This window comes from Pseudomonas sp. 13B_2.1_Bac1 (assembly GCF_025466155.1).
Taxonomy (GTDB): domain Bacteria; phylum Pseudomonadota; class Gammaproteobacteria; order Pseudomonadales; family Pseudomonadaceae; genus Aquipseudomonas; species Aquipseudomonas aylmerensis.
The window spans coordinates 1-20,016 of sequence record NZ_JANLOH010000012.1; the positions used below are offsets into that span (position 1 = coordinate 1).

24 protein-coding genes are annotated in these 20,016 nt (G+C 62.0%); 14 read left to right on the forward strand and 10 right to left on the reverse strand.

The window, feature by feature from the left end; all coding sequences use genetic code 11:
* Positions 1-94: 94 nt before the first annotated feature.
* On the reverse strand, positions 95-529 hold the full coding sequence (locus tag NTD80_RS02755) for a MarR family winged helix-turn-helix transcriptional regulator (protein WP_262132057.1): 435 nt from the start codon (positions 527-529) through the stop codon (positions 95-97).
* 81 nt (positions 530-610) lie between these two features.
* Here NTD80_RS02755 and NTD80_RS02760 point away from each other — a divergent pair, with 81 nt between their 5' ends.
* Both NTD80_RS02760 and NTD80_RS02765 read left to right on the forward strand, forming a co-directional pair.
* The gene (locus NTD80_RS02760; protein WP_120449298.1) at positions 611-1,777 is read left to right on the forward strand and encodes a PLP-dependent aminotransferase family protein; all 1,167 of its coding nucleotides are present in this window, start codon (positions 611-613) and stop codon (positions 1,775-1,777) included.
* Between the two features lie 10 nt (positions 1,778-1,787).
* Positions 1,788-2,390, forward strand: coding sequence for a glutathione S-transferase family protein (locus tag NTD80_RS02765; protein WP_106803062.1), 603 nt, complete (start codon positions 1,788-1,790; stop codon positions 2,388-2,390).
* A 37-nt stretch (positions 2,391-2,427) separates the two neighbouring features.
* On the opposite strand, the gene NTD80_RS02770 is transcribed toward NTD80_RS02765, so the two are convergent.
* A complete protein-coding gene (locus NTD80_RS02770) occupies positions 2,428-3,315 on the reverse strand; it encodes a LysR family transcriptional regulator (protein WP_065903398.1) in 888 nt (295 codons plus the stop codon).
* A gap of 130 nt (positions 3,316-3,445) precedes the next feature.
* Here NTD80_RS02770 and NTD80_RS02775 point away from each other — a divergent pair, with 130 nt between their 5' ends.
* From NTD80_RS02775 to NTD80_RS02785, 3 genes are read left to right on the forward strand one after another with little or no spacing between them, the layout of a single operon-like run.
* Complete coding sequence (locus NTD80_RS02775) at positions 3,446-4,738, forward strand: CitMHS family transporter (protein WP_262132059.1); 1,293 nt, start codon at positions 3,446-3,448, stop codon at positions 4,736-4,738.
* 1 nt (position 4,739) lies between these two features.
* Entirely contained in the window at positions 4,740-6,065 is a 1,326-nt protein-coding gene (locus NTD80_RS02780; RefSeq protein WP_262132060.1) for an acyclic terpene utilization AtuA family protein, read from the forward strand.
* A complete protein-coding gene (locus NTD80_RS02785; RefSeq protein WP_262132061.1) occupies positions 6,062-6,376 on the forward strand; it encodes a hypothetical protein in 315 nt (104 codons plus the stop codon). The genes NTD80_RS02780 and NTD80_RS02785 overlap by 4 nt, the downstream gene beginning before the upstream one ends.
* Positions 6,377-6,490: 114 nt before the next feature.
* Here NTD80_RS02785 and NTD80_RS02790 read toward each other — a convergent pair whose 3' ends face one another.
* From NTD80_RS02790 to NTD80_RS02810, 5 genes are all read right to left on the reverse strand, one after another.
* Positions 6,491-6,862: a glutathione S-transferase N-terminal domain-containing protein gene (locus NTD80_RS02790; protein WP_065903382.1), complete on the reverse strand. Its 372-nt coding sequence runs from the start codon at positions 6,860-6,862 to the stop codon at positions 6,491-6,493.
* Between the two features lie 101 nt (positions 6,863-6,963).
* Positions 6,964-7,509 carry a GTP cyclohydrolase I FolE gene (folE, locus tag NTD80_RS02795; RefSeq protein ID WP_003442011.1) on the reverse strand — a complete coding sequence of 182 codons (546 nt, stop codon included), beginning with the start codon at positions 7,507-7,509 and terminating at the stop codon, positions 6,964-6,966.
* A 78-nt stretch (positions 7,510-7,587) separates the two neighbouring features.
* Complete coding sequence (locus NTD80_RS02800) at positions 7,588-8,145, reverse strand: Smr/MutS family protein (protein ID WP_262132062.1); 558 nt, start codon at positions 8,143-8,145, stop codon at positions 7,588-7,590.
* A 75-nt stretch (positions 8,146-8,220) separates the two neighbouring features.
* Complete coding sequence (locus tag NTD80_RS02805; RefSeq protein WP_065903373.1) at positions 8,221-8,541, reverse strand: hypothetical protein; 321 nt, start codon at positions 8,539-8,541, stop codon at positions 8,221-8,223.
* Between the two features lie 142 nt (positions 8,542-8,683).
* Positions 8,684-9,274 (reverse strand): cysteine hydrolase family protein, encoded by a 591-nt coding sequence (locus NTD80_RS02810; protein WP_065903371.1) that lies wholly within the window; start codon positions 9,272-9,274, stop codon positions 8,684-8,686.
* Between the two features lie 240 nt (positions 9,275-9,514).
* On the opposite strand from NTD80_RS02810, the gene prmB reads away from it, so the two are divergent.
* The gene (gene prmB, locus NTD80_RS02815; protein ID WP_065903369.1) at positions 9,515-10,423 is read left to right on the forward strand and encodes a 50S ribosomal protein L3 N(5)-glutamine methyltransferase; all 909 of its coding nucleotides are present in this window, start codon (positions 9,515-9,517) and stop codon (positions 10,421-10,423) included.
* Between the two features lie 84 nt (positions 10,424-10,507).
* On the opposite strand, the gene NTD80_RS02820 is transcribed toward prmB, so the two are convergent.
* Both NTD80_RS02820 and NTD80_RS02825 read right to left on the reverse strand, forming a co-directional pair.
* A complete protein-coding gene (locus NTD80_RS02820) occupies positions 10,508-11,314 on the reverse strand; it encodes a hypothetical protein (protein WP_262132063.1) in 807 nt (268 codons plus the stop codon).
* A gap of 99 nt (positions 11,315-11,413) precedes the next feature.
* Complete coding sequence (locus NTD80_RS02825; protein ID WP_065903365.1) at positions 11,414-12,376, reverse strand: alpha/beta hydrolase; 963 nt, start codon at positions 12,374-12,376, stop codon at positions 11,414-11,416.
* A gap of 143 nt (positions 12,377-12,519) precedes the next feature.
* On the opposite strand from NTD80_RS02825, the gene aroC reads away from it, so the two are divergent.
* The 4 genes from aroC to NTD80_RS02845 all read left to right on the forward strand — a co-directional run bounded on the left by aroC (position 12,520) and on the right by NTD80_RS02845 (position 15,850).
* On the forward strand, positions 12,520-13,611 hold the full coding sequence (gene aroC / locus NTD80_RS02830; protein WP_262132065.1) for a chorismate synthase: 1,092 nt from the start codon (positions 12,520-12,522) through the stop codon (positions 13,609-13,611).
* 73 nt (positions 13,612-13,684) lie between these two features.
* The gene (locus NTD80_RS02835) at positions 13,685-14,848 is read left to right on the forward strand and encodes an MFS transporter (RefSeq protein ID WP_262132066.1); all 1,164 of its coding nucleotides are present in this window, start codon (positions 13,685-13,687) and stop codon (positions 14,846-14,848) included.
* Positions 14,845-15,375, forward strand: coding sequence for a 1,2-dihydroxy-3-keto-5-methylthiopentene dioxygenase (locus tag NTD80_RS02840; RefSeq protein ID WP_262132067.1), 531 nt, complete (start codon positions 14,845-14,847; stop codon positions 15,373-15,375). Before NTD80_RS02835 ends, NTD80_RS02840 begins: the two co-directional genes overlap by 4 nt.
* Before the next feature lie 211 nt (positions 15,376-15,586).
* Positions 15,587-15,850: a response regulator transcription factor gene (locus tag NTD80_RS02845; RefSeq protein ID WP_262132068.1), complete on the forward strand. Its 264-nt coding sequence runs from the start codon at positions 15,587-15,589 to the stop codon at positions 15,848-15,850.
* Positions 15,851-15,909: 59 nt separating this feature from the next.
* On the opposite strand, the gene NTD80_RS02850 is transcribed toward NTD80_RS02845, so the two are convergent.
* Complete coding sequence (locus NTD80_RS02850) at positions 15,910-16,188, reverse strand: DUF3509 domain-containing protein (RefSeq protein ID WP_003172952.1); 279 nt, start codon at positions 16,186-16,188, stop codon at positions 15,910-15,912.
* 395 nt (positions 16,189-16,583) lie between these two features.
* On the opposite strand from NTD80_RS02850, the gene NTD80_RS02855 reads away from it, so the two are divergent.
* The 4 genes from NTD80_RS02855 to NTD80_RS02870 all read left to right on the forward strand — a co-directional run bounded on the left by NTD80_RS02855 (position 16,584) and on the right by NTD80_RS02870 (position 19,852).
* Positions 16,584-18,410: a long-chain-acyl-CoA synthetase gene (locus tag NTD80_RS02855; RefSeq protein ID WP_262132069.1), complete on the forward strand. Its 1,827-nt coding sequence runs from the start codon at positions 16,584-16,586 to the stop codon at positions 18,408-18,410.
* A gap of 95 nt (positions 18,411-18,505) precedes the next feature.
* Complete coding sequence (locus NTD80_RS02860; RefSeq protein WP_065903353.1) at positions 18,506-19,021, forward strand: ankyrin repeat domain-containing protein; 516 nt, start codon at positions 18,506-18,508, stop codon at positions 19,019-19,021.
* Positions 19,022-19,062: 41 nt separating this feature from the next.
* On the forward strand, positions 19,063-19,593 hold the full coding sequence (locus tag NTD80_RS02865) for a hypothetical protein (protein ID WP_065903349.1): 531 nt from the start codon (positions 19,063-19,065) through the stop codon (positions 19,591-19,593).
* A gap of 67 nt (positions 19,594-19,660) precedes the next feature.
* Positions 19,661-19,852, forward strand: a complete 192-nt coding sequence (locus NTD80_RS02870) for a PLDc N-terminal domain-containing protein (RefSeq protein ID WP_003172956.1) — start codon at positions 19,661-19,663, stop codon at positions 19,850-19,852.
* Positions 19,853-20,016: the final 164 nt, after the last annotated feature.

The following is a 20,016-nucleotide window of genomic DNA, read 5'->3' on the forward strand; positions in this document are numbered from 1 at the left end:
ACAGATCCAGTTGTTGCCACAAGCCCTTGCCACAGCCCCAGATCCAGCTGTTGCCAAAAGTCCAGCCACAGCCACAATCACACCTGCAAAGCAATCAAGGCTGCCCGGCAAGGGCCTGATTCACTGCCAACCAGCCCGCCACGGCTTCCTCCCCGGCTTCACTGAACGCGCGTTGCAACAGCTTCACCTGCTCACGCCGCAGTGATTGCTCGAACCGCATACCATCCTCCGTCAGTTCCAGCAGGCGTTTGCGCTTGTCGGTCTGCGCCGCAACGCTGTTGACCAGGTGCATCTCCTGCAATTGGCGCAACGGCATGTTCAGCGCCTGCTTGCTCACGCCGAGCAGTTCCAGCAACTCCTTCACGCTCAAGGTCGGGTAGCGCGCGATAAAAAAAACGATGCGCTGGTGCACCCGGCTCAGGCCGCGACGTTCGAGCATCTCATCGGCTTTGGCAGTGAACGCCTGGTAGCCGAAGAAGAACGCTTGCATCGCCTCTTGCTGGCTGCCCTGGTTTTTAAGGTCAAGCATGTTGACGTATCCATTCAAGCTGTCGTAATTTCGGTCAACCAGTTTGACGTATTTCCCACAGGCTTTGCTACCGGTGACCTTATGGCCTTCTCTGAACGTGTTACGCGCCTCAAAAGCTCCTTGATCCGTGAAATCCTCGCGGCAGCCCAGCGCCCGCAAGTGATGTCGTTCGCCGGTGGCCTGCCGGCCGAGGCCATGTTGCCGGCCTTGCAGTGGGAGGGCATGCCGCTGAACATCGGCCAATACGGCATGAGCGAGGGCGAGCCGCAATTGCGTGAGTTGCTGGCGGCCGAGGCGCGCGCCCTGGGGGTGCCGTGCCAGGCGAGCCAGGTATTGGTGGTCAGCGGCTCACAGCAAACCCTCGATCTGGCGGCGAAGTTGTATATCGACAAGGGCACGAAAATCCTGTTGGAAGGCCCGACCTACCTGGCCGCATTGCAGATCTTCCAACTGTTCGGCGCCGATTGCCTCACCGTGCAGCTGGAAGCAGACGGCCCCGACCTGGCCAGCTTGCGCGCCAACCTTGAACGCCATCGCCCGGCGTTCATCTACCTGATTCCGACGTTCCAGAACCCGTCCGCCGTGCGCTACAGCGAGGCCAAGCGCGAGGCTGTCGCCGCGTTGCTCGATGAATTCGGCGTCACCCTGATCGAAGACGAACCCTACCGCGAGCTGACCTTCGACGGTGGCAGCGCCAAGCCCATCGTCGGCCGCCTGAACAAAGCCAGCTGGATCTACACCGGCACGGTTTCCAAAACCTTGCTGCCGGGACTGCGCGTCGGTTACCTGATCGCCAGCCCGGACCTGTTCCCGCACTTGCTCAAGCTCAAGCAGTCGGCGGACCTGCACACCAACCGTGTCGGCCAGTGGCAGGCGATGCAGTGGATCGGCACGCAGAAATACCAGCAGCACCTGGTGCAATTGCGCAGCTTTTACCGCGAGCGCCGCGATGCCTTCCAGGCGGCATTGCTGCGTCACTTCGGCGAGTTGGCCGACTGGCAAGTGCCCCAGGGTGGATTATTCTTCTGGCTGACCTTGAAACAGCCGCTCGACACCCGCACCTTGTTGGCTCCTGCGCTCGATCAGGACGTCGCGTTCATGCCCGGTGAACCGTTCTTTTCCGAGCCGGACCAGCACCTGGGCTCACTGCGACTCAATTTCAGCCATATCGACCCGTCCCGTCTGGACGAAGGTCTCAAGCGCCTGGCCGCAGTGGTCCGTCAAGCACAGCACGCGCAAGCGGCATAAGGGGAGCCCCATGTACAAGGTTTATGGCGATTACAAGTCGGGCAACTGCTACAAGGTCAAATTGATGCTCAACCTGCTGGGCATCCCGTACCAATGGGTGGATGTGGACATCCTCAGGGGTGACACGCAGACCGCCGAATTCCTGGCAAAGAACCCCAACGGCAAGATCCCGGTGCTGGAGCTCGAAGACGGCACCTGCCTGTGGGAATCCAACGCGATCCTGAATTTCCTCGCCGACGGCAGCGAATTCCTGCCCACCGAGCCGCGCCTGCGCACGCAGGTGTTGCAGTGGCAGTTCTTCGAACAGTACAGCCACGAGCCGTACATCGCGGTGGCGCGGTTTATCCAGTTTTACCTGGGGTTGCCGCAGGAGCGCCTCGAGGAATACAAGAAGCTGCACAAGGGCGGTTACAAAGCCCTCAAGGTCATGGAGCGCCAGCTGCAACTGACGCCGTACCTGGTGGGCGACCAGTTCTCCATCGCGGACGTGGCCTTGTATGCCTATACCCACGTGGCCCGGGAAGGTGGTTTTGACCTGGATGCGTACCCGGGCGTGCAGGCGTGGTTGGCGCGTGTGGCCAGCCACCCCAAGCACGTCGCGATGCTCGACTGAACGCCCTCAATCTGTGGGCGCCCGGCAAGCCGGGCTCCTACAAGGAGGGCATCTGGGCCTTGAGCAGGTCAAAACAGCGCTGCGCCGCCGGGCTCAGGCTCATGCCGCTGCGGCTGATCAGCCCGATCTCCCGGTTCACGCCGGGATGATCGATGTTGATGCGCTTCAAGCCTGCCAAACTGTCCGCCGCCGACTCCGGCAGCACACTGATGCCCAGCCCCTGGCGCACCAGGGCAAGGACCGTCGACATATAATTGGCCTCCATGCCTGCGTTCATCGTCAGCTGCGTCTCATCAAACAACGCATCCACTTGCTCCCGCACACTGCTGTCACGCCCGGTGAGGATGATCGGCTGGTCCGCCAGTTGCTCCAGCGTCAGCTGGCGATGGCGGGTGAGGGGATGATCCAGCGGCACGAAGGCGCACAGTCGATCATTCAGCACCGGCACAAACGCCAGGCCGTGACTGAGCCGTGCGCGTACACCAATGCCGAAATCGACCTCGCCTGCACGTACCTGGGCATGAATGCGATGGGCCACCAGGTCGTGCAGGCGCACTTCGATGCCGCCAAAGCGTTCACGAAACAGGCGCAAGGCGGGGGGCAGGGTGCCGGCGCAGACCGAGGGCAGGGCGGCGATGGTGACGACGCCGCGACGCAAGGCGGCCAGGTCGCGGGAACCGGTGACAATGTTGTCCAGGTCCAGCAGCAGTTTTTCCATGGGCCCGCGCGCGTCCTGGCCGGCGGCCGTGATGCTCACATGGCGCGGGCTGCGGTCGAGCAGGGCTACGCCCAGCCAATCCTCCAATTGCTGGACTTGCACGGTCAGCGCAGAAGGTGACAGGTGCAGTTCGTTGGCCGCCTTGGTGAAACTCCCGGTACGGGCCACCGCGAGGAACGCCTGGATATGCTGGATCGAATTTTTCATTGTTGTTTTTCTCGAGCGTTTTGTTTTTACGAACATGACTCGCTGAACATTCCAATTTACAAAGGGTAACGTGATTCCAATACTCGGGGGAAAACAATAACCGGCCGCAAAGGCCGCTCTGGAGTAACCCATGCTCGCTACCCTGGGTGTCATCACCATCCTGTGCCTGCTCGCTGCCGTCATGAGCAAACGCCTCTCGCCGCTGGTGGCCCTGATCGCCTTGCCGATCATCGCCGCGTTGCTCGGTGGGTTCGGCCTGCAAACCAGCGCCTTCATCATTACCGGTATCAAGAACGTTGCCCCCGTGGTGGGCATGTTTGTGTTCGCGATCCTGTTTTTCGGGATCATGACCGATGCCGGCATGCTCGACCCCATCATTGATCGCATCCTGCGCACGGTAGGGACGCGTCCTACAAGGATTGTCGTCGGTACCGCGACCCTGGCCCTGTTGGTGCACCTCGACGGTTCCGGCGCGGTGACCTTCCTGGTGACAGTGCCGGCGATGCTGCCGCTGTATACGCGGCTGGGCATTGATAAACGTATCCTTGCCTGTGTCTGCGCGATGGCCGCGGGGGTCAACTTCCTGCCATGGACCGGCCCGGTGCTGCGCTCTTCGGCGGCACTGCATGTGCCGGTGGCGGATCTGTTCCAGCCGCTGATCCCGGTGCAGATCGTCGGCCTGGTCTTCGTCTTCGCCTGTGCCTGGTGGCTCGGCCGCCGCGAGGAAAAACGCCTGGGCCTGGGCGCCGGTTCCAGCGTGGACGCCGTGCCGCAACGGGTGCTCAGCGACGCCGACATCCAGCTGCGCCGCCCTCGGCTGTTCTGGGTCAACCTGGTGCTGACTGTGTTGGTGATGGTGGTGATGATCGCCGGCTGGGTCGACCCGGTGGTGATGTTCATGCTCGGCACCGTGGTGGCCCTGTGCATCAACTACCCGAATGTGGACGCCCAGCGCGCCCGCATCGATGCCCATGCGAAAACCGCGCTGACCATGGCCAGTATCCTGCTCGCCGCCGGGGTGTTCACCGGCATCATGCAAGGCACCGGCATGCTCAAGGCGATCGCCGAAGTGGCGGTGGCGCAGATTCCGGCCGGCCACGGCAAGTTGATCCCGGCGGTGGTGGGCTTTATTTCCATGCCGTTGAGCATGCTGTTCGACCCCGATTCGTATTATTTCGGCGTGATGCCGGTGATCGCCGAAGTCGGCAAGGCCCTCGGTGTCGACCCGTTGCAGGTGGCGCAGGCCTCGCTGCTGGGCGTGCACACCACCGGTTTCCCGGTCAGCCCGCTGACCCCCGCGACTTTCCTGTTGGTGGGCCTGTGCAAGATCGAATTGGCCGATCACCAGCGCTTCACCATCCCTTTTCTGTTTGCCGCGTCGGTGTTGATGACCCTGACCGCGTTGCTCCTGGGAGTGATTTGAGATGAAAACCTTGCGCATCGGTTCCGGTGCCGGCTATTCCGGCGACCGTATCGAACCCGCCGTGGAACTGGCTGAACAGGGCGATCTGGATTACCTGGTCTTCGAATGCCTGGCCGAACGCACGATTGCCCTGGCGCAACAGGCGCGGATCACGGATCCCGACGGCGGCTATGACCCGCTGCTCAGTGAGCGCATGCGCCGCGTGTTGCCGTTTGTGGGGGAGGGCGCCGGGCGTCGCCGCCTGCGGGTAATCACCAACATGGGCGCGGCCAACCCGGTGTCGGCGGCGATTGAAGTGCGGCGCATCGCCAGCGAGCTGGGCCTGCGCCTCAAGGTGGTCGCGGTGGTGGGCGACGATGTCTTGGCTGCGTTGCAGCCCGAGCAAGTGCTGGATAACGGCCAGACCGTCGCTTCACTCGGCGAACGGCTGATTTCCGCCAATGCTTACCTGGGCGTGGAGGGCATCCTTGAAGCCCTGCGCGCCGACGCCGATGTGGTGATTACCGGACGTGTCGCCGACCCGTCGCTGTTCCTCGCGCCGCAGATGTTCGAGTTCGGCTGGGCCGCGGATGACTGGCAGCGCTTGGGTCGCGGCACTTTAGTTGGACATTTGCTCGAATGCGCCGGGCAAGTCAGTGGCGGCTATTTTGCCGACCCGGGTTTCAAGGATGTGGATGACCTTGCGCGCCTGGGATTCCCCTTGGCCGAGATCGATGCCGAGGGCGAAGCGCTGATCACCAAGGTTGCAGGCACAGGTGGACGGGTCAGCCGTGCGACCTGCACCGAGCAACTGATTTATGAAGTGCATGATCCCGCGGCGTATTTGACGCCTGATGTGACCGCGGATTTTTCCCAGGTGGGTTTTGTCGAGGAAGCGGTTGATCGTGTGCGCGCCCAGGGCGCCGGGGGTCGCGCGCGACCTGAACAGTTGAAGGTCAGCGTGGGCTATCTGGATGGCTGGATCGGCGAAGGGCAGATGTCCTACGGCGGCCCCGGCGCCGTCGCACGGGCTCAATTGGCGCGGGATGTCGTACTCAAGCGCCTGGCGTTAACCGGCGTGAAGATGCAGGACGTGCGCGCCGAGCTGATCGGCATGGACTCGCTCCACGGCCCGCGCAGCAGTGTCGAGCCTTGGGAAGTGCGCTTGCGCGTCGCGGCCCGATGCGATGAGCGTGGCGAAGCGGTACGGATCGGCAATGAAGTGGAAACCCTCTACACCAACGGCCCCTCCGGCGGCGGCGGTGCCAGTAAAAGCGTGCGCCAGGTGGTGGCGGTGGCGTCATTGCTGCTACCGCGAGGCGCGGTCAACCCGAGGATCGAAGCATGAAACTGCACACGCTGGCCCACTCCCGGACCGGGGACAAGGGCGACACCTCGAACATCTCGATCATTGCCTATCGCGCCGAGGATTACCCGTTGCTGTGTGAACAGCTCACGGCCGAACGCGTGACCGAGTTCTTTGCCGGCCTGCTGGAACCGGGTGCTGCGCCGGTGCGGCGTTATGAATTGCCCAGTGTCCAGGCGCTGAACTTCGTGTTGCCGGGGATTTTGCGCGGTGGCGTGACCCGCTCCCTGGCGCTGGATGCCCATGGCAAATGCCTGGGCTCGGCGCTGCTGAATGTTGACTTGGTAATCTGAACTCAATGTGAGAGCGGGCTTGCTCGCGAATGCGCGGTGTCAGTCGATAGATTAATTGACTGATCCGCCGCTTTCGCGAGCAAGCCCGCTCCCACGTTCGATCTTCAGTGTTTGTCAGACCGCGGCGAAGCGCTTGTCCAGGTAGTCGATGATGACCTTGGAGTCATACATCCAGGTGGTCTGGCCGTTTTCTTCGATGCGCAGGCACGGCACTTTGATCTTGCCACCTTGCTCCAGCAGGGTCTGGCGGTCCTGCTCGTTGTTTTTCGCATCCTTGAGCGCCACCGGCACATTCAGGCGGTGCAGGGTGCGGCGAGTCTTCACACAGAACGGGCAGGCGTGGAATTGATACAGGGTCAGGCCCTTGGCCGCTTCGTTGACCTGTGCCTGTTGTTCGGCGGGGCGCTGCTTTTTACGCGGACGGGTAAGGAAGTCGCCCGCGATGATGACGTGGCCGAGGCCCACTCGAAGTGCTTTGACGAACATGGCTGAAACCTCTTGCCCATGAAGAAGGGGCCGCAGCTTACCTGATTTCTGCAGGCGAAAAAAAACCGGCGATGAACGCCGGTTTTTTCCTACTCAGACGATTACTTGATCAGGCTGAGGAATTCGCTGCGGGTGGCCGCGTTTTCGCGGAACTCACCCAGCATCACCGAGGTGATCATCGAGGAATTCTGTTTCTCGACACCGCGCATCATCATGCACATGTGCTTGGCCTCGATCACGACGGCCACGCCCAGGGCACCCGTCACTTGCATCACCGCATCGGCGATCTGGCGACTGAGGTTTTCCTGGATCTGCAGGCGGCGCGCATACATGTCGACAATCCGCGCGACCTTAGACAGGCCCAGCACTTTGCCGCTCGGGATGTAGGCAACGTGCGCCTTGCCGATAAACGGCAGCAGGTGGTGTTCGCACAACGAATACAACTCGATGTCCTTGACCAGCACCATTTCGCTGTTGTCAGAGCTGAACAAGGCACCGTTGGTGACTTCTTCCAGGGTCTGTTCATAGCCGCGGCAAAGATACTGCATCGCCTTGGCGGCACGCTTTGGCGTGTCGAGCAGGCCCTCGCGGGAAACGTCCTCGCCGAGTTGGCCGAGGATCGCGGTGTAATTCTGTTCCAGGGACATGAAACTACCTGTGGGATTTTCGCAAAGCGCAAGGTTACGGTGGCGGGCACATCGCTGCAAGCCTGACGATGGCACTTGTTACTCGTCACGCCCTTCCATCATGGTGCGCTTGAGCATCACATACACCGCCCCCGCGCCGCCGTGGCGGGCCTGGCAGGAGGTGAAGCCGAGTACCTGGGTGTGCTGGCGCAGCCAGGTGTTGACGTGGCTTTTGATCATCGGACGCTTGCCGTCCAGCCGCACAGCCTTGCCGTGGGTGACGCGCACGCAGCGGATTTCAAATTTGGTGGCTTCGGCGAGGAAGGCCCACAGGGTCTCCCGGGCTTTTTCCACGGTCATGCCGTGCAGGTCGAGGCTGCCTTCGAACGGGATCTGGCCGGCCTTGAGCTTGCGCATCTGGCTTTCCTGCACGCCGTCGCGGGCCCACATGAGTTCGTCTTCGGGGCCGACGTCGATCACGAACTGGTCCGACAGGCCATCCACGGTGGCGGCGTCGGTGCGCACGGTTGCAGCCTGGCGCAGTTTGGCGATCTGCGCCCGGTCGGCCTTGGGTTTGCCGGTGTCGGCGCGGTCGTGCTTGATCGGCTTGACGCCGCGCAGCTCGTTTTTGAACAGGGAAAAATCGTCGTCTTGCATGTCAGCCTCCGCGAAGGGCGGGCAGTTTACCTAAATCGCGGCGGCCAGGGCGCAGGAAACGCTATCCAAGCGCCATCAGTCGTGCTTTTTCATCAGGTGTGAAGCGATGTTCAGCGACAACGGCTGACGCATCTTCCGACGGCTGCGACGCCACAGCCAGACGCCCAGCCACAGCACCAGCAGGCCAATGACCGCCAAGATCGCCGAGCCACCGGGGCTGGCATTCAGTTCGCCAAGGGCCGGCGAGTGACCGAATAAACCAGCGGCACCCGCACCCGCCAGCAGCACACCAACAATCGCCAGCAGCGCGGCAATGCCGGCCACCAGGCGCAGACGCCAGTTGCTCGGGCCCTTGGGGCGCAAGCGACGAGCATCAAAACCATCGGATATCTTCATTCCGACCTTTCCTCCAGGGTATCGGCCCTTCGACCGGAAGATACACAGGTTGTTCCTGTACCCGAGGTAATTGCAGCAAATGACAGGCATTTGCAGATGAGCGGGACATAAAACACGCCGCGCCGCTCATCCCATGGGTCGATCAGATCAGATCTTTGGTCAACGCGAGGGTCGCGAAGTTGTCGGCCATGATGGCCATTTCGGTCTGTTGCACGTGCTCGGCGCTGAGGATGCCGCCCTTGTAGGGCAGGTCGCGTGTCGCACAGGCGTCTTCGACCAGGGTGCAGCGAAAGCCCAGGTTCTTGGCGGCGCGCACGGTGGTGCTGACGCTGGAGTGGCTCATGAAACCGCAGACGATCAGGTCCAGCGAGCCAAGGTCCTGCAGGTGTTTTTCCAGGCCAGTGCCGTGGAACGCGCTGGGCAGCAATTTGCCGATGATGGTCTCGTCGCCGACAGGTTCCAGGCCGGGAATGAATTCGCCGCGCTCGCCTTGCGGGTCGAACAGGCCGCCAACGGTGCCCAGGTGACGCACATGCACGATCGGGCGCCCGGCGTTGCGCGCGGCAGCGGCCAGTTGCTGGATGTTGGCGACCGCCGCGTCCATGCCCGAGAGGGCGAGCGGGCCGCTGAGGTATTCCTTCTGGGCATCGATGATCACGAGGGTCGCATGGCCAAGGTTGGCTGCCGCATAACCACGACCGCTGAGTTGAAACATCGTCTTTGGAACGGACATTCTGGGGGCTCCTGTGAGGGGGGCTTTTGTGACATTGTCCACTGGCTGAGCGGTTCTGTGAATCGCTACCATCGTAAGGTACGCCGTTGTTGACGTGCAGCCATGTCAAGTGGGCGGCTTGTTTAACCGAATGATGGCAATTTGGATGAAATCCGACGTATGGCCTGGGGTTTTCGTACATCGTCGGTACAGGCGAAGGCTGTTAGAATCGCCAGTCGTTTTTTCCAGGAGTCTGCCCCCGTGATCACTTCCCGCCTGCGCACCTTGCGCGACCACATCCGTTGGGCTGTCAGCCGTTTCCATGGGGAAGACCTGTTTTTTGGCCATGGCACCGACAACGCCTGGGACGAAGCCCGGCAATTGGTGCTCGGCGCCTTGCACCTGCCGTGGGAAATCGCCGACAGCTACCTGGATTGCAATCTGGAAGAAGAGGAAATCTCCCACGTGCAGCGCTTGCTGCATCGACGTATCCACGAGCGCGTGCCTACCGCCTACCTGCTGAAAGAGGCCTGGTTCTGCGGTATGTCGTTTATCGTCGACGAGCGCGTGCTGATCCCGCGTTCACCGATTGGCGAACTGATCGAAAACCGCTTCGAACCCTGGCTGGCCCAGCCACCGGCGCGCATCCTCGACCTGTGCACCGGCTCCGGTTGCATCGGCATTGCCTGTGCCTACGAGTTCCAGGACGCCGAAGTGGTGCTGGGCGACTTGTCCTTCGAAGCGCTTGAGGTGGCGAACCAGAACATCGAGCGCCATGGTGTCGACGAGCGCGTCTACACCGTGCAGGGCGACGGCTTCGACGGCCTGCCGGGCCAGCGCTTCGACCTGATCGTGTCGAACCCGCCGTATGTGGATGCCGAAGACTTCGCCGACATGCCGGACGAATACCAGCACGAACCGGAGCTGGGCCTGGCCTGTGGCGATGATGGCTTGAACCTGGTGCGGCGCATGCTGGCCGAAGCAGCAGACCACCTGACCGAGAAGGGCTTGTTGATTGTCGAAGTGGGCAACAGCCAGGTGCACGTCGAGGCGCTGTATCCGGAAGTGGACTTCGCCTGGCTGGAGTTCCAGCGCGGTGGCCACGGGGTGTTCATGTTGACGGCTGAGCAGTGCCGCCAGCATCAAGCGGTCTTTGCCGCTCGGGTGTGAAGCACGCCGTCTAGGGGCTCGGCTTGCCGGCGATGGCTCTCTTGAGGCCACCATCGCCGGCAAGCCGGGCGCCTACAAGTTGAATTACCGGTGTGTGGCAATCCAGATCAGCAACCCCGCCTGAAACACGGTAAACGCCACCAGGCAAGTAATCGTGAAGCGCAATCCGCTGTCTTCGCGCTTGAACTTGGTGACCTTTTCTTCTTCCTTGCGCAGCTTCACTTCCTGCTCCGCCAGGTTCTGCTCGGCCTGTTGCAGCATCTGCGCGGCTTCGAGAATTTCCACGAACTGCACTTTCTCGGTGTTCCAGCTGTCGAGCACGTCGCTGACCTTGCCCGGCTGCACGTTGCCCTTGAGGTGCTGCACATCGGCGTAAGCCACATCAAACCCCTGGATGCGCAGGAAGTGATCGCGGCGCAGGCGCGTGGATTCGTTGAGGGCGTCCTTGTTGGCCAGGTCGACGCCGTCGACGCGGTAGTGTGACCACTTCTTCTTCGCCCAGGCGGCGCCTTGGGCCACCAGGAAGCGACCGATGCCACGGTTGGCCGGTTCGATTTCCAGGCTGTTGCCCGGGCCGAAGTGCACGCGGTGCGTGTCATGGTCGACCCAGATATCCAAATGGTTCTGCTCACGGCGCACGCGCTGCCCCGGCAGCTGGATGACCATGCGCAACAGGCTGTGGCGTTTGTCGTGGCGCTCGGCATAGCCGAACTGCACGAACCGCAATGGCCGCACGCCTGTGGCGCGGTCGGTGGCCAGCGGCGCCAGGCGCAGCATCTTGAAATGCTCAGCCTGAACATCCGCCCACGGCAGGGGCGCCGCGTCGACGGCCTCGGTTTTGTCAGCCGGGGTGTCGGCGATTGGTTCCGGTGTTGCTTCAGTGGTTGTCATGCGGCGCGATCCTGTCCAAGCCCAGCGAGTCGACAGTCTTTTTGCTGTCGACTCAGGGCTTATCGGCCGGTTTCTGCAGGACTGGAGGCAAATTGTCGCTTAACGGGGTTGAAGTCCGTCGATAAAGCGCACCAGGCGGCTGCCCAACTCCGCGGCGAGCGGCAGTTGCGGGTCATTGTAGGAGGCCAATTGCTGCTTTACGTCGTTGGGCACGATGCGCATGACGTGGTTCATGCCTTCGATCACCGTCAATTGCGCGTCGGGCTTGGCGTTTTTCAGTTGGCGGGCATCGTCGACGCCGACCTGGATGTCGTTGGTGCCCTGGATGATCAGCGCCGGCATGTTCAGCTTGGCGAAGGCCGCCGACGGGTCGGCGCGGAACAGGCTGATCAGATACGGCTGCACGCTGGGACGGAAAATACCCTCCAGCGGGCCAGGCACATCGGCATCCACCTGGCCGGCCTTGAGGTGATCAAGGATTTCATTGCTGCGCAGCAACAGGGCAGGGGGCAGGTGGTCGGCCAGTTGCTGGCGGATCACCTGGTCGACCGGCCGCGCGCTGCCCGACAGCGAGATCACCCCGGCCGGGTCCAGTTGCGGTGCCGCCAGGGCAGCCACCAATGCGCCTTCACTGTGGCCCAGCAGGATCAGCGGGCCCATGCGTTCATCGGCCTTGAGCTGCTTGCCCCAGGCCACGGCGTCCGCGACATAGGCATCCAGGGTCAGGTTGCGTTCATCCGGGGTGGCGGCCAGGCTCGCGGCCACACCGCGCTTGTCGTAGCGCACGCTGGCGATGTTGTGCCGCGCCAGCACCCAGGCCAGGCGCTTGAGGCTGTCGTTGCGTGCGCCGTCGGCACTGTTGCCGTTGCGATCGGTGGGACCGGAGCCGGCGATGATCAACACCACCGGTACGGGCTTGTCGGATTTGGGCAACAAGAGCGAGCCAAACAGCTCGCCGCTGCCGGTGTCCAGGCTGATGGGCCGTTGCAGGACGACAGGGGAGGCGGCGAAGCCAAGGCTGGAAAACAGGGTGAGGGTCAAAAGCAGAACTCGCAGCATCATCGCGCCATCATTGGGAAGGTGCCGGTTGGACCAACGTCTACCGGTAAGGTTTCGAGGATGAACTAGTGAGTTAGCCTGCGTATACTGGCCGCCTTAAGTTATTACGGTTGACTTGATTCAACTGATTTCACGGAGCGCTCTGCATGTCCGGCAATACCTTCGGCAAGCTGTTCACTGTCACCACCGCGGGCGAAAGCCATGGCCCGGCGTTGGTCGCCATTGTCGACGGCTGCCCGCCTGGCCTCGAGCTGTCCCTGGAAGACTTGCAGCGTGACCTCGACCGCCGCAAGCCCGGCACCAGCCGCCACACCACCCAGCGCCAGGAGCCCGACGAAGTCGAGATCCTCTCCGGCGTGTTCGAAGGCCGCACCACCGGCTGCGCCATCGGCCTGCTGATTCGCAACACCGACCAGAAGTCCAAGGACTACTCGGCGATCAAGGACCTGTTCCGCCCGGCTCACGCCGACTACACCTACCATCACAAATACGGCGAGCGCGACTACCGTGGCGGTGGCCGCAGCTCGGCCCGCGAAACCGCCATGCGCGTGGCCGCCGGCGCGATCGCGAAGAAATACCTGGCAACCCAGGGCATCGTCATTCGTGGCTACATGAGCCAATTGGGCCCAATCGAGATTCCGTTCAAGACCTGGGACAGCGTCGAAGACAACGCCTTCTTCAGCCCCGACCCGGACAAGGTGCCGGAGCTGGAGGCCTACATGGACCAGTTGCGCCGCGACCAGGATTCCGTCGGCGCCAAGATCACGGTGGTCGCCGAAGGCGTCAAGCCGGGCCTGGGCGAGCCGATCTTCGACCGCCTCGACGCCGAGCTGGCCCACGCGTTGATGAGCATCAACGCGGTGAAAGGCGTGGAAATCGGCGCCGGTTTTGCCTGCGTGTCGCAGCGCGGCACCGAGCACCGTGATGAGCTGACTCCCCAAGGTTTCCTCAGCAACAACGCCGGCGGCATCCTCGGTGGGATTTCCTCCGGGCAGCCAATCGTTGCGCACCTGGCGCTCAAGGCCACGTCAAGCATCACCACGCCGGGCCGTTCGATCGATGTGCACGGCAACCCGGTGGATGTGATCACCAAGGGCCGCCACGACCCATGCGTCGGTATTCGCGCCACGCCGATTGCCGAGGCGATGATGGCCATCGTGCTGATGGACCACCTGCTGCGCAACCGTGGGCAAAACGCTGATGTACAGGTGACCACCCCGGTGCTGGGCCAGCTGTGACCGCCTGCAGGGGTGAGCGAGCTTGCCGTGGCGAGGGCGCTTGTTCTTGCCGGGCGGCGAAGCAGCCCCGGTAATGACCCCAGCCCTCCCGTACTGGCGCCTCTCCAGCTTCTACCTGTTCTACTTCGCCCTGCTCGGGGCGACGGCGCCGTTCCTGGCGCTGTATTTCGATCATCTCGGGTTCTCCAGCGCGCGCATCGGCGAGCTGGTGGCCATCCCCATGCTGATGCGCTGCGTGGCACCCAACCTGTGGGGGTGGCTCGGCGACTACACCGGTCGGCGCCTGGCCATCGTGCGCTTTGGCGCGGTGTGTACGTTGGCGAGCTTTTCGCTGATCTTCGTCAGCCACACCTACGCCTGGCTGGCCCTGGTGATGGCACTGCATGCGTTCTTCTGGCACGCGGTGCTGCCGCAGTTTGAAGTCATCACCCTGGCGCACCTGCAAAAACAGACCTCGCGCTACAGCCAGATCCGCCTGTGGGGCTCCATCGGTTTTATCCTCACCGTGGTGATCATGGGTCGCCTGTTCGACTGGCTGAGCCTGGACATCTACCCGGTAGTCGTCGTGGTGATCATGGCCGGCATCATCGGTGCCAGCCTGTGGGTGCCGAATGCGCAACCGGCCAGCCACGGCAATCGCCTGGCCGGGGAGGGGTTCCTCAAGCAGTTACGCAGCCCTGGGGTACTGGCGTTTTATGCCTGCGTGGCGCTGATGCAAATGAGCCACGGCCCGTACTACACCTTCCTCACCCTGCACCTGGAACACTTGGGCTACAGCCGGGGCACGATCGGCATGCTGTGGGCGCTGGGAGTGGTGGCGGAGGTGCTGATGTTCCTCGGCATGGGCCGCATCCTCATGCGTTTTTCGCTGCGCCGGGTGCTGCTGGCCAGTTTCCTGCTGGCGGCCCTGCGCTGGTTGCTGCTGGGATCGTTTGCCGAGTACTTCTGGGTGCTGTTGCTGGCGCAGGTCATGCACGCCGCGACTTTTGGCAGCTTTCACGCGGCGGCCATCGCCTTTGTGCAACGCAGCTTCGGCGCTAGACAACAAGGCCAGGGCCAGGCGCTGTATGCCGCCCTGGCGGGTACCGGCGGCGCGTTGGGCGCGCTGTATTCCGGCTACAGTTGGAACCTGTTGGGGCCGACCCTGACTTTCAGCATCGCCAGCGTCGCGGCCCTGGCCGCCGCCGTTATCATCGGTCTTCGATTGCAAGAGCAGAACCAAGGAAACCCTCAATGAGCTATGTCGCCGTCTACCCCGTCACTTCACCGGATACCCCGAACAAGGTCCTCACCCATGCCGACGACATCGCCGCGATCCTCGCCGAGCACGGTGTGCGGTTCGAGCGCTGGCAGCCCGCACCCATCCAGCAGGGGGCCAGCGACGCGCAAATGATCGCGGCGTACCAGGCGCAGATCGACGCCCTGGGCTACGAGCGCGTGGACGTATTCAGCGTCACCGGCGACCACCCGCAAAAAGACTCACTGCGCGCGCAGTTCCTCGATGAGCGCCGTTACAGTGACGACGAAGCGCGCTTCTTTATCGCCGGCCAAGGCTTGTACACCCTGCACATTGGCGACTATGTGTACGCCATACGTTGCGAAAAGCATGACCTGCTGGTGATCCCGGCGGGTATTGCACACTGGTTTGATATTGGCGAGAACCCGCATCTGGTCACGCTGCGGCTGTTCAATAACGCTCAAGGCCAGGTACCCGCGTTCACCGGAGATGAGATCGCCCGACGTTTCCCCGGATTGGACGACTGATTGCGTCGATTTACAAACATCAACCCCGACGAGTTGTTAGTTGTTGTGGGAAGAAACTTAAATTCCTGTAAGGCCCGGCTGTTTGTTGCGGGCCCTGCGCCTTAATACCATTCGTTATGTAACTCTCTGCGGAATCGATGTTTATATCACCTGTCAATAGGAGGAATCCGAATGATGACAGGGCGTCCGCAAATAAAAGGGAGAGAAATTAATGATAGGCACAGAGGAGTCGTCACCGTACTGCGTGCCCGATGCCGTCAGGCGGCGGCTGAGCTTGTCCGGCAAGCCCTTGACCCCCACCGAGTTGGAGATCCTGCGCTGGGCAGGAGAAGGCAAGACGGTCTGGGAGATCAGCCAGATACGCAATACGTCCGAAGCCACGGTGAAATTCCACTTGCGCAACATCTACGGCAAGTTGGAGGTTACCAACCGCGTGCAGGCGATGAACGAGGCGGCGCGCCGAGGTCTGTGCTGAATCCATGAAAAAGGGCCGCAATGCTCAACGGCATTGCGGCTCTTTTTTTGGTTGCTTGCTCAGGCCGAATGGTAAGTCGGCAGGGCAAAACGGTTCTGGCTCTGCAGCATCGAGATTTGCGGCAACTCACTGGCTTGTTCGGCCAGGTCGCGGCGAATGGCGCTGATCACCCAAGTGAGTTGATCGGCGGTGTGCAGCTGCTGGTAGGAAATCGAACGCTTGACCTGTTTGCCTTCGCTGTTGCGCAGGGTCAACAGGATGCCGCCGTCGGGACGTGGCTGGGTGGTGACGTCGTAGTTGGAAAATACTGAAGCGAATTTATCTTGGATCAGGCTCATGTCTATCAGCTCCGTTGGCTCAAGTTGGCAAGCATGGAGTGATAGGTGCAGTGATTGTGCCAGCTACTGCATTTTAAAAATATCGTTGTAAAACAGTAGCTTACAAAAATCTAGATTTTTCGTTTTCGTGCAATTTGCATGAATGGCCATCATGCATCCTGCATTTTGCGCTGCTCAACCCGGCGAATTGCGCGTGCCGTTATCCATAAAGACTGCCGGCACGCGGCTAAATTCCTTTTTTCAGCACGCGCCCCTCGGGATACAAAACTTTTCAAATCCCGCGTGTACAGCCAAAGAGAGGCTGACGTATTTTCCTTCAATGCATTCGGCCTTCTGCCTACGGGAGAGTCGGTGTTTCTGGATCATACGAAGAATAAGAAAAAGGACGTTCCTCCATGAGCCATCCGCAAAACGACATGATCACCTGGGGCATGATGCTGCGTAAGATGCCCGCCATCGTTCGAGCCCTGCCACGCGTGGTGCGCGGCATGCGTGCCGCCAACGTCACCGATCCCCAACAACCCTGCGGCCTGGGCTGGCACTTCGAGCAAGCGACCCTGCGCAACCCCGACGGCGCGGCGCTGTTGTATGGCGACCGCGTGCTCAGCTACCGCGAAGCCAACCAGCGCGCCAACCGTATCGCCCATCACCTGCAGGCCGAGGGCATCGGCAAGGGCGATGTGGTGGCGCTGTTTATCGAAAACCGCCCGGAACTGCTGTTGAGTGTGCTGGCCGTGGCCAAGCTCGGCGGCATCTGTGCGATGCTCAATACCGCGCAGACCCAGGGTGCGCTGGTGCACAGCCTGAATCTGGTGAGCCCGGTGGCGGTGGTGGTGGGCGCTGAGCTGGTAGCAGCCTATGACGCAGTACGTGAGCAGGTGCAGATCGAGGCCCGGCGTACCTGGTTTGTCGCCGACCAGCAACCCGCCGCCGTGCCCGAGGGCTACCTCGACCTGCTGGCCGCGAGCGCCGAGTGTGCGGAGGACAACCCCGCCAGCACCGCACAGATCTTCTTCAACGACCCATGCTTCTATATCTACACGTCCGGCACCACCGGCCTGCCCAAGGCCGGCATCATGAAGCACGGGCGCTGGACCAAGACCGCCGTGAGTTTCGGCAGCATCGCCCTGGACATGGGCCCGCAAGACGTCCTCTATTGCACATTGCCGCTCTACCACGCCACCGGCCTGTGCGTGTGCTGGGGTTCGGCGATTATCGGCGCGTCGGGTTTTGCCATTCGCCGCAAGTTCAGCGCCAGTCAATTCTGGGATGACGCGCGCAAGTTCAAGGCCACCACCCTCGGTTACGTGGGCGAGTTGTGCCGCTACCTGCTCGACCAGCCACCCAGCGGGCTCGATCGTGATAACCAGGTCACCAAGATGGTCGGCAACGGCCTGCGCCCCGGCGTGTGGGCGCAGTTCAAGGCGCGCTACGGCGTGGAGCATATCTGCGAGCTGTACGCGGCCAGCGACGGCAACATCGGTTTTACCAACGTGCTGAATTTCGACAACACCATCGGCTTCTGCCTGCAACACTGGGCGCTGGTGGACTACGCCCACGACAGCGGTGAGCCGATCCGGGGCGCCGATGGCTTCATGCGCAAGGTGCAAACCGGCGGGCAAGGCCTGTTGCTGGCGCGGATCGATGATAAATCGCCGTTCGACGGCTACACCGACCCGGAAAAGAACCGCAAGGTGATCCTCACCGACGTGTTTGAAAAGGGCGACCGCTACTTCAACACCGGCGATTTGTTGCGCAGCATCGGCTTCGGCCATGCGCAATTTGTCGATCGCCTGGGCGACACCTATCGCTGGAAAGGCGAAAACGTCTCCACCACCGAGGTCGAGAACGTCCTGCTGCAGCACCCACAGATCGCCGAGGTAGTGGCCTATGGGGTCGAAATCGAAAACACCAATGGCCGCGCGGGCATGGTCGCCATCACCCCGAGCGAATCCCTGGCCTCACTGGACATGCGCGAGCTGCTGCAATTTGCCCATGGCCAACTGCCGCACTATGCGGTGCCACTGTTCTTGCGGATCAAGGTGAAGATGGAAACCACCGGCACCTTCAAGTATCAGAAAGTGCGGCTCAAGGAGGAGGCGTTCGACCCGGACAAGGCGGGCAATGACCCGGTGTACGCGTGGCTGCCGGGGTCCGACTGCTACGTGCCGGTGACCGGGCATTTACTCGCGCAGATCCAGGGTGGGCAGTTCCGCTATTGATTCTGCCTATGGGCGCTTTTGACAAAAAAGCCATGACAGCTGGGAACTCCGTCGCGACACTGGCGCCTATTCAGTACCAGACACGGAGTTCCCACATGTCAGACCACGCCAAACAAATGACCGAAGACGAAGCCGCCGAATTTGCCGAGCAAGTCTTCGACGTGGCCCGCAAGGGCGATGCCGCCATGCTCGCCGCGCTGCTGGCCAAGGGCTTGCCGGCAAATTTTCGTAACCACAACGGCGACACCTTGCTGATGCTGTCCGCGTACCACGGCCACGCCGAGGCGGTCAAAGTACTGCTGGAATTCAAGGCCGACCCGCTGATCGCGAATGACAAGAACCAGTTGCCGATTGCCGGTGCGGCGTTCAAGGGCAATCTGCCGGTGGTCAAGGCGCTGATCGAAGGCGGCACGCCCGTCGAAGCGGCATCCTCCGATGGCCGCACCGCGCTGATGATGGCGGCGATGTTCAATCGCGTGGAAATGGTCGACTACCTGCTCAGCCAGGGCGCCAACCCCAAGACCACCGACGCCCAAGGCGCCACGGCACTGGCAGCGGCGCAGACCATGGGGGCCACGGATACGGCGGCGCAGTTGCAAAAACTGGTGTAGGCTGTGCGCCCTCGAAAACCAGCCCGCTACAGGATCACCCCATGAAAACCGCCCTCGTCGAACTCATCAGCAAAATCAGCGCCGGGGTCATGGGCGCAGACGAGGTGGCACGCATCGCCGATGAAGCGGCCCAGGCCTACGCCGACCCGGTGGCCTTCCTGGCGGCCAACCCGGACATCAACTATGACGACACCTTCCCGATCCCGTTGGGCGAGTGGGTGGTGGTTGGCAGCCTGCCGGACACGGTGCTGTTCCAGGCCGATACCTATGGCGACCTGTTTGCGCAGATCGTCGCCTCGTTCGGCCCGGGTGTGGCGTTCAACCTCAAGCCCAAGCAGTTGGCCAAGACCGAGGACCTGACCGCGCTCAATCGTATCCAGATCCAGATGAGCGCCCTGAGCCCGGAAGATGGCGGCTATGTGCTGCTGGATTTCAGCCAATTGCTCGATGATGAAATCCAGGCCGTGCTGGTCTACGGCAATGACCTGCCGCGCGTGCTCGAGTTGTGCGCTGAAGTCGGCATCAAGGCCGAGCCGTCCCTGGAAGCGTTGAAAGTCGCCGTACACGTCTGAAATAAAACGGAACCCCGGCCAGGGCTGACTATCCTACAAGTGCATGCCCTCACTTAGGAGCGACACCATGGGTTCCACTTTCAACGGCCTGATCGGGCTGATCATCCTGGCGCTGGATATCTGGGCGATCATCAACGTGTTCAAAAGCGGCGCGAGCACCGGGGCCAAGGTGCTCTGGATCCTGCTGATCCTGTTGTTGCCGGTACTGGGCCTGATCATCTGGGCAATCGCCGGGCCGCGCGGCAACGTGCGGATCTAAGCGCCTCACTCCCTTTGGAGTGGGCACGATAAAGGTGGGAGCGGGCTTGCCCGCGAAAGCGGTGGGTCAGTCGCTGAAGAGGTGACTGATCTGGCGCCTTCGCGGGCAAGCCCGCTCCCACATTTGGGATGTATTTCAAGGTTGGAGCCGGGTTGTGTCGCCTG